This is a genomic window from Candidatus Hodarchaeum mangrovi (assembly GCF_975850365.1).
In genome coordinates this window covers 1-9,364 of the sequence record NZ_CDLCQJ010000058.1, presented here as the reverse complement: position 1 = coordinate 9,364, position 9,364 = coordinate 1, and the positions used below count along the sequence as shown (strand labels likewise).

Sequence of the window (9,364 nt, the reverse complement as noted above, 5' to 3'; positions counted from 1 at the left end):
TTAGCTGATGAACCCACTGGAGAATTAGACAGCACAACTACATTAAAAATAATTGAATATTTTAAATTGCTTAATAAGTCACTTGGAAAAACCTTTCTTGTCGTAACACATGATAATCGTTTTGCTAATATGACTAGTAGAGCATTACGAATTCTAGATGGAAGAATTGTTGGACTTCACCGAGCTATTGATTCAGAACTATCCTTAGATATTCGAGAAGAGGTTATTTTTGTTGATGATCATGGAAATATGCGTATCCCTGACAGTATAAGACGTGAAGCCAATATAAAAAATCATGTGAAACTAGAAATGCGAGAAGGATTTGCAACGATTATCCCAGTTCGAGGTGATTAACTTGAGTAAAACAACCCCATTAATTCAGGTTGAGAATGTTAATCAACGTTATTCAATTGGTACTCATACCGTCGATGCATTAAACAACATCAATTTATCTGTTTATCCACAGGAATTTATTATGATAATGGGTCCCTCTGGAAGCGGGAAATCTACCTTGATAAATGTCATGGCAGGACTCGAACAACCCTCAGCAGGAATTGTCCGTATTGAAAATCAGGATCTTCGAGCCCTTGGTGATAAAGCATTATGTGAGATTCGACGGTATAAACTTGGTTTTGTCTTTCAATTTTTCAATTTACACCCAGTTCTAACTGCAAAAGAAAATGTTGAACTTCCAATGCTTATTGCAGGAGTTAAACGAAAACTCAGGGAAAACCGGGCTTTAGAATTACTTAATATCGTTGATCTAGTAAATCGAAAGCACCATCTTCCTCATGAACTCTCTGGAGGAGAAAAACAGCGTGTTGGAATAGCCCGAAGTCTAGCTAATGACCCAGAAGTGATTTTAGCAGATGAACCAACAGGAGATTTAGATTCGACGATAGGCCATGAAATAATGAATCTTTTGATTGAGTTAAATAAAGTCCATGGAAAAACCATTATTTGTGTAACGCATGATGAGGAAATGCTTAAATCTGGTATGCGTTTACTTAAGATGGAAGATGGAAAAATTATTTCAGACGCTTATCTTTGAAAGGAATTTAATAATAATGATTTCTAATCATTTAAATACGATTTCCTTATAAGAGGGGAAGTACAATAATTATCATTCTCATTTACTTTCTGATAACCATTAAGATAGGAATATAAGTAGATATCTTGTAAATTTCATCTGATATTCTGATAAATCCCAGAGGTACAATCGAATGAATAAATTGAAACTTATTAGTGTAACATCCATTCTCTTCATCTTAATTACTAGTTGGGCCATTCTTCAGCAGTTTGATCTCGAAAAACCTGTTATCTTAGATATTTCAAGAACAACAGAGGTTAAGGTAGAAAAAATTAAACCACATATATCCGTTGGAACAGAAAAACTGAATGATCCAATATACCCAATAATTGATCAATCCATAGCATTATCAGCTCCCCGAGAAACCATTTCCCAATCCGTGGGAGATACCCGGCTATTTTGGGTTCCTAATACTGCTACTTTAGACCATTATCAGATAAATGCTACATTAAAACTCATTAGTCAACATTCTCTTATTTATTCTAATTTAAGCTCTAGCTATGATAGCAATATACCATCAATTAACAATACATTTGAATCAACAATCTATCCTGCCACAACAAGTTTTTTTGGGAATCCTCCTGATATTGATGGTAATGGTAAGATCATTATCCTGTTGTTTGATATTATTGATGATTATACTGGGGGATTATATGTAGCAGGCTTTTTCTATGCATTAAATCAGTATCTTAATAGTGACCTCCATCCATCACAGCGTTACAGCAATGAAGCGGAAATATTACATATCGATAAATTAGGAGTGGGAGATTTTGAAGTAATAGCCCACGAATTCCAGCATTTAATTCATTTTGGATATGATGATGACGAAAACTTATGGCTAGATGAGGGGGCTTCAATGTTTACTGAATATTTAGCAAATTACGAACCCTTTTCATCAGGAACTTATAAAACCCAATTTCAGAATAATCCAGATGTATCTCTGACTTATTGGGATTATAATAATATACAAGGATTAGTTATGGCAAATTATGCCGCTTCATATGCATTCTATCGGTATCTTGCAGAACATTATGGAGGAGCATCAATCATTAAGAATATTGTTCAACGAACCTCAAATGGAATTACTAGTGTCGTCCAAGGCCTTAATGCTCTTGGTTATATGGTCACCTTTCCAGAAGTATTCCGAAATTGGACTATTGCAAATTTTCTTGATGATAGATCCATAGCAGATGGAAAATATGGATATGAAAATCTATCTTTAGCTATGGCGATCGAACAGACATTTAGTATCTCTCCAGTACCCTATACTCAAAATACAGTCCCTTATTGGGGAACAGATTATTTACAATTTCAAATTCCTCCTGAATTGCCCTTTAATTTCCAATTCCAAGGAGGAATTACTGCAAAATATCTTTTAACAGCTATTTTAACAAATTCTTCGACTTTTCCTCTAAATACAGAAGTTATTGAAATTCCTGTTTCTTTAGATGGACTAGCAAGCTTTTCACGTGAAGACTATAATCTCACAGCAGACCAGATAACCATGGTAATTAGTTCATTCACTAAAGCTGGTACTCCTGATTATAGTGATGATGATGCAGCACCAGCCATACCATATTGGTTTATGGTAAATCCAAATGGAGTAATAATCAACCCTGGACAACTCTTACCAAAATATGATCAAGGACTTCTATCCATTTCAAATGTAACAGTAATGGACTCAAATCAAAATTACTGGGAAGTGGCGGATGGATCGACATATGATATTATATCTCTTGAATCAGGCTTTACAACAAATATCACTGGTAACTTAACATATAATCCCCTTAAAGATTATTGGGAAGCACTGGATATTGACATCTCAGATCTCTCCGAAGGATCATATCAGGTTAAGATGTATTTTTTCAACACAACAGCCTTTGGATTAATCTACTCGGAAACATTCGTATTGTCTACAAGTTCAACTACTCAAACAACGACCACTCCAGGATTAATCATTTCTTATCCCAATATTCTTATCTTAATCTTGAGTTTTACATTAAGTGGATTGCTTTTTAGAAGAAAAAAATAATATAGTCTCCTCTCCACTTAATACTTTTTTACTTAATAGCTAATTCAAAGCTTATTCTATAAAATTATGGTTTTTTAAAAACGAGAATAGTCTGATGAACGATACTTGGAATATATGAGTAAGGATATCCAAAAACATGTAAGGATTTATCGGGGGAATACCAAATTAATTCTCTTTCAAACTCAAATCCAAGCGAGTCTAGAAGAAGGGCTAATTGACCTGAAAGGAATAAATATCTACCTCTACGTAGATTTTTATTGTGAATTTGTTCATCGAACGTTCGATACATATTCCCAATGAAAACGATTATGTATTTACCGAGCTTTAATTTACAATAACACGTTCGAAAAACATCAGTTAATAGTTCAAGCCATTCTTCGATACTCTGTACAGTCGAGTCATCAAATTGTTTGAGTGAAGAATGTAATTTTTCCCCAGAAGGTTCTCCTGCTCGTGAAAAACGGCCACGTGTTTTTTTTAGCTTATCCATTGCCCAATAAGGTACATCAGTTAATACTAGATCTATCGAATTATCTGCAATTTCCTCAGAAACAACTTTACGAGAATCTCCTATAATATACCTTTGAAGAGGAAATCCTGCTGTATTCGAGACATTTTCATAGATTTCTTTCCAACGAGGATTAATATCAATTCCAATAACTGATTTTTTAGCAATGCTTCCACCTAATAACGTTCCACCAACGCCTGCAAAAGGATCAAGAATTAGATCAGATGAATCCTGTGAAAAATTCTCAATCAAATAATAAGCTAGCTCGGGTGGTTTCATACCCCCGTGTTCACGCCGTAAATCATGATTAAAAGATGGAGGGAAAGCTTTATGAATAACAAACGTCTTTCCAGAAAAGAAGGGTATCTTCGGAGAGTGATTAACACTAAAAGGACCTACCTCTTTTCTAAATATTAATATTCGATTTCTCAATGGAATAAGGGGGAGCTCTTCTCCATTGGTCTGTGGATTAAACCAAATACGTTCGGATTTCATGATCAATCCTAAAGATTCTAGCATACTTGACATTTTAATCGAGAAGTAGAAATTAGATTGAGTGCAAGCCTCTAAGAAATTATCTGATGAATATGGAAGAGTAATCATTAATATAAAGTACTTTCCAACTCGTAATTGGTGGATTGCTTTCTTAAATATTTCCTCCTTTTCCATTATCCATTTATGTATTTGGTGGAAATCAAGTTTTGGGAAATAAGAATACAACTCCCGTATAGGAAGTTCTGTAAGAATGAGTTCAAATTGCTCATTTTTTAAAAGGTTAAACGCATCCTGATGAGGTTTTTCAATAATCTTGTCACTAAAATTTGGAAATTTCTTTTTAAGCTCATAAAAGACTGCCAGGTGTGATTGATTTGATTCAATACCCGTTATTATACGTTTAGAATAGAAATTTCCTCTATTTTCAAAATTATTTGCAAACAGTATGGCCCCAATACCCGCGAAGGGATCTAATATGGATTCATTTGGTTTTGAAAAAGTGGATATTAAATCTTGAACTAATTCAAATGGAAGAGGAGAATAAGGTAAGTTATATGGTGAGAAAAGGGAGTTAGGAGAGAAAGATCGTGGAATAACGGTCTTTGTAGAGAAAATCCATTCTTTTCCTGTTAAATCATTAATCCGATTACGCTTGTCATATACCCCTCGCTCTTTTCGATCCTCTTGGTAACTTTTAAGATTTAATGGAACCATCCTAGGTATGCTCATTAATTTTTATATTCATGCGGACATAACAGCAACCAAAGCCCATAGAAATAGGGGACTTAAAAGTAATATCAGTAATATAAAAGAAGTTATCACACGAGCTCGTCTTACTCGCTTTTGACATGGTTTACAATAGATTTTACTGGTAAATTGTCGCTTTTTCCCTAAAAATTGTTGATAGAAATTCTCATTCCAATCTTCAACAAGGCATTCTTGACAGAAAAACTTATGACACCGTTCACATTCCTGTGTCTCTATATTGTTAGGATGATTAACACAAGGAATACCTTTAGTTCGCTTGATCGTCCTCATAAAAACCACTCTTTATTGCATCCGTTTTTGACGGTCTAATTGCTTAGTAAATAGCTCTTTAACAGTTTCTAATGTATCAATTTCATCAATTTCTTTGTCTGTACGGATTCGTTTGATTCTAGCAAATCTAAGGGCCATCCCTGAATCATATTTTGTAGATTCCTGAATATTATCGAATTCAACTTCAACAACGATTTGAGGTGCTACTCTTACTCCATAGGGTTCATTGGAAATAACAATCTTGTTTAAGGTATCTGTAAGTAGTCGAAATTCCTTATCTGTTAAACCCTTGAATGTTTTACCTATTATAGCAAAAGAATCTCCATCACGAGCAGCTAGATGATAATTAGATAACCACCCAGTACGACGTCCATGGCCCCATTCCGCTGCTATTATAACGAGATCCAATGTTGGTAAAGAAGCTTTAAGCTTTAACCATCCTTTTCCACGTTTTCCAGCAAGGTATGTAGAAGCAGGATCCTTTAACATCAATCCTTCATACCCTGCGCTAATCATCTTACTATAAAAATTTTCTATATCATCCAAATTATTAGTTGATAACGTGGAGACAAGTTTAACATGTATAGAAGAAGGAAGAGAATTTAGAATTTCAATTCTTTTTTCCAAAGGCTCCTGTACTAAACTATGTCCTTGATGGAGAATAATATCAAAGACATAAAAGTAACAGGGCAGACGCTTAACCATCTCATCAATACCTTGCTTACGTAGAATACGTGTTGAAATATCTTGAAAAAACACAGGTTTGTTATCAACTAGAGCAACAATTTCTCCATCTAATATTACTGGACTATGATTCTTTATAAGTAAAGAGGGAATATCTGAGGTTATTTCTGGAAAAGCATCCGTAATATCTTCAAGATTCCTAGAAAAAACCATTACTTGCTTGGGTGTAAGATGCAGTTGTGCACGGAAACCATCAATTTTTGGTTGAGCAATGAGCTCTGGATAAGCTTTTAGAGCTTCTAGAGCGGAATCAACCTTTGAAGCAAGCATTGATTTGAGAGGATGCAGAGGAATGGGAGATATTAGAGTTAAATCAGTGCGAAGGTTTGAAGCTTGAAGTACTACTTCGCCAAGATCACTTAACAACATAAAAGCATATCGTACCTCTCCTTTATCACGACCAAAGGCCTCAGCTATGGCATCCAGTAGCAGGCCTTCTCGAAAACCTGTCCGAGTATCCGATGTTATTATTCTTGCTAAATATTTCCCCTCAAGAGGAGTACAACGGGTCAGGATGGTCAATAAATCCTTCTTTTTCTGTTCTGTAGACCCTTGTCCAGTATAAGAAGCCAGTTCTACAAAAAACTCCTGAATAGCAGTAATAGTGAGGGGAGAAAACTCTTGACTCTTTGTGAAAAAAGTATCCAGTCGTTGTGTTTGTGGTTTGCGGTTTTGTAACGCATACTCTACCAAAGTTCCGAAATCTGCATATTGAGTATAAACCACTCGTAATTCCTTACTAGAATGCTTTGTAATATTTTTAATGACAGCAAAAAAAGTATTTCCACCAAACTGGATTTTTTGAGAAGAAAGTCGAGAAAATGGTCTCCCAGAGGCATAGTAACAGATAGCTGGTAGCTCATCTTTCGATAATTGGCGGAGAAAATAAGCAAAGAGAGAGATTTTTTCGTTTTTTTTGGTAGTTGACTGAATTTCTTCCATAATTTGGCAATACTGGATAAAAAGCATACTGTTTAACAGAGACTAATGATGTTGGTTTAAAGGTATCTTTCTTTAAGCAATCAATCTACAACTACCTTAAAATGAAAGTTTTTAACTGCTTGAAATTAACTAGACGCTATTAGGACTTTATCTTAATAGAGGCTTTCAATTATGATTTTTCGCGAAGCTACTATAGAGGATCAAGATATTATTCGAAAAATTATTCGATACGCCTTTAATAATAAATCTAATGAATATCTACCCCCTGATACAAAAGAACCTCCCAAAATCTCTTATAAAATAAAAGATTATGTCTCAGAGGAAAATGGAAATATAACAGCATTAATAGGTGTAATCGATTTTCTGCAAAACATCCGAGGATCATTTGTTAAAAGTGCAGGACTTTCTGCAGTAGCATGTCGGCCTGAATATAGAAGAAAAGGTCATATAACACAATTATTTACATTTATTTTCTCTAAAATGTATAAAGAAGGATATATTGTTTCGTGTTTATACCCATTTGACTATCAATTCTATGAAACTCTTGGTTATGGCCAAGCTGATCAATTGTATGCTTATACATTAAAAACTAGTGACATCATCCAACGACCGACTCCTAATCGGATAATTCAAGAAGATTTTGACCCTAATTTCCCTAGATGTCATCCAATATATGATAAATTATCTAATCAGATATCTGGTCTAGTGAAACGTCCTCCCTATGTGTGGAAAAATCTTTATAGCTGGTATTGGCAACAAAAGGGTTATCAATTTATCTGCCAAGACCTAGAAGGAAATGATGTTGGATATATTATACTAAGATTTGAAAAAAAAGTATCAGATCCAGAAGAGACAGAGAAAATTGTTGTAAGCGAATTAGTCTATAATGATCCTGAAACGAAGCAAGCTCTTTTAAATTTTCTTGCAAACCATGATTCTCAGAGCGAGTATGTTCAATTGGCACCTTATGAACAAAACTACCTTCCTTATTTGAAATCACCTCGTATGAAGAAAAATGAGACAATAGCGAATTCGATGATCAGAATTATTAATTTTCAAGCTCTTATGACTGAACTGAAATTTCCACCTGAGTTAGATACTAAGATTACTCTTGAAATAAAAGATCCTACAACCCAATGTCCATGGAATAATCAAATTATTGAGTTAAGGATTCAAAATGGAACAATTACCTTAACATCCAGTAAAAATTCTCCTGATATTAGACTAGGAATAAAAGAATTAAGTCAAATTGTTATTGGATTTCACGCACCTCAAGAACTAGCTGAGATAGGAAAAATCCAGGGATCGGATAAAGCATTAATGAGTTTTGCAGAAATTTTTCCAAAGAAGGTGACAGCACTTCGGGATTACTTCTAAAAGATAAAAGTCAGATTAATTTGATTTTACATTATTAAAATTCATCTGTTTATTAAATTCGCCCATAATAATTTCCGACTTGGCTAATCGTCCAATTTCAGCCAGAATTTCTTGGCCTAAAGGAACAGGAGTCACCTCACTCCAAGGAGTACCTGGTAAAGGCATAAGATAATGAAGTCGTACCTTAGCTTTCCCCCGAAATTGACGGATCAAGTCGAGTGTCTCCCATTGATCTTGAATTGTCTCACTTGGTGATCCTAAGATAAAATCAAAGATTGGAATATAATGCTGTGAGGTTATTAAATCAAATGCTCTAAGTCCATCAGCTACCGTATGTCCTCTCCGCATTTCAGAAAGAATCCGATCTGATCCGCTTTGAAATCCAACAGAAATATACTCATTCGTAGTTTTTTCAAATAATGACAAAGTTTCTTCATTTAAATATTCGGGCCTAACTTCAGATGGGAAAGTTCCAAAAAACAGTCTGACTTCATTTGAGGTAACTTGATCAACCAATTCTTTTAAGACAGGAAAGTTGGGAACCCCTCTTTTCTTCTCCATATAACCTAAAGAATTAGGTGCAATAAAACGAATGTCTACACTTTCTTTTAGAGGACTGAAATGGTCTATATAATGTTCAACGATTTTCTGAATCATTTGTATCGAACGAAAACGTGGATTCCCATACATGTAGGGAACCTGACAAAATCGACATCGAAAAGCACAACCTCGCATTAATTCAATGGGAGGATGAATGGCGAAACGTGAATCTGAAGAATAAGGACAGAATTGGTTGAGATCGATTTTTGGCCGTTCCTCAGTTATAATAATTGAACCAGTCTTATCAATAAAGGCAATACCTGGAAAATCATGAAACAATGAATAATCCATCTGGGATTCGAATAAATTAGATATCAATTGAGGGTATGTGACCTCACCTTCACCCACTACAACAATATCTGCTCCCATTTTTAAGATTTCAGCAGGATTACCAGTAGCTTGAGGACCTCCAATAATGGAAACAAAATTTGAAGATTGAATCTGGTTATTAATCTGTTTGAGGTGCTTTTCTAATCGGGGTAAAGTCATATTACGGGTTGATTCGCTATAAATAACTTGATAACCATCCTTTAATGTA

Annotated in this window: 7 protein-coding genes and 1 pseudogene; 4 read left to right on the top strand and 4 right to left on the bottom strand. The window is 34.7% G+C overall.

Annotated features, from left to right (window positions below):
- The 3 genes and pseudogenes from ACWVCY_RS05950 to ACWVCY_RS05940 all read left to right on the top strand — a co-directional run.
- Positions 1 to 354: pseudogene (locus ACWVCY_RS05950) on the top strand (hypothetical protein); the annotation flags it as partial.
- Between the two features lies 1 nt (position 355).
- Positions 356 to 1,051: an ABC transporter ATP-binding protein gene (locus tag ACWVCY_RS05945; RefSeq protein WP_455141119.1), complete on the top strand. Its 696-nt coding sequence runs from the start codon at positions 356 to 358 to the stop codon at positions 1,049 to 1,051.
- Positions 1,052 to 1,223: 172 nt separating this feature from the next.
- Positions 1,224 to 3,122 carry a hypothetical protein gene (locus ACWVCY_RS05940; protein WP_455141117.1) on the top strand — a complete coding sequence of 633 codons (1,899 nt, stop codon included), beginning with the start codon at positions 1,224 to 1,226 and terminating at the stop codon, positions 3,120 to 3,122.
- Between the two features lie 64 nt (positions 3,123 to 3,186).
- Here ACWVCY_RS05940 and ACWVCY_RS05935 read toward each other — a convergent pair whose 3' ends face one another.
- Genes ACWVCY_RS05935 through ACWVCY_RS05925 form a run of 3 tightly spaced genes read right to left on the bottom strand, consistent with a single transcriptional unit; the run spans position 3,187 to position 6,876 of the window.
- Positions 3,187 to 4,839, bottom strand: a complete 1,653-nt coding sequence (locus tag ACWVCY_RS05935) for a DNA methyltransferase (protein WP_455141115.1) — start codon at positions 4,837 to 4,839, stop codon at positions 3,187 to 3,189.
- 27 nt (positions 4,840 to 4,866) lie between these two features.
- Positions 4,867 to 5,163, bottom strand: a complete 297-nt coding sequence (locus ACWVCY_RS05930) for a hypothetical protein (RefSeq protein ID WP_455141113.1) — start codon at positions 5,161 to 5,163, stop codon at positions 4,867 to 4,869.
- A gap of 12 nt (positions 5,164 to 5,175) precedes the next feature.
- A complete protein-coding gene (locus tag ACWVCY_RS05925; RefSeq protein ID WP_455141112.1) occupies positions 5,176 to 6,876 on the bottom strand; it encodes an ATP-dependent DNA ligase in 1,701 nt (566 codons plus the stop codon).
- Positions 6,877 to 7,020: 144 nt separating this feature from the next.
- Here ACWVCY_RS05925 and ACWVCY_RS05920 point away from each other — a divergent pair, with 144 nt between their 5' ends.
- Positions 7,021 to 8,226, top strand: coding sequence for a GNAT family N-acetyltransferase (locus tag ACWVCY_RS05920; protein WP_455141110.1), 1,206 nt, complete (start codon positions 7,021 to 7,023; stop codon positions 8,224 to 8,226).
- A 15-nt stretch (positions 8,227 to 8,241) separates the two neighbouring features.
- On the opposite strand, the gene ACWVCY_RS05915 is transcribed toward ACWVCY_RS05920, so the two are convergent.
- The coding region (locus ACWVCY_RS05915) for a TIGR04013 family B12-binding domain/radical SAM domain-containing protein (RefSeq protein WP_455141108.1) at positions 8,242 to 9,364 on the bottom strand (1,123 nt) is incomplete at its 5' end.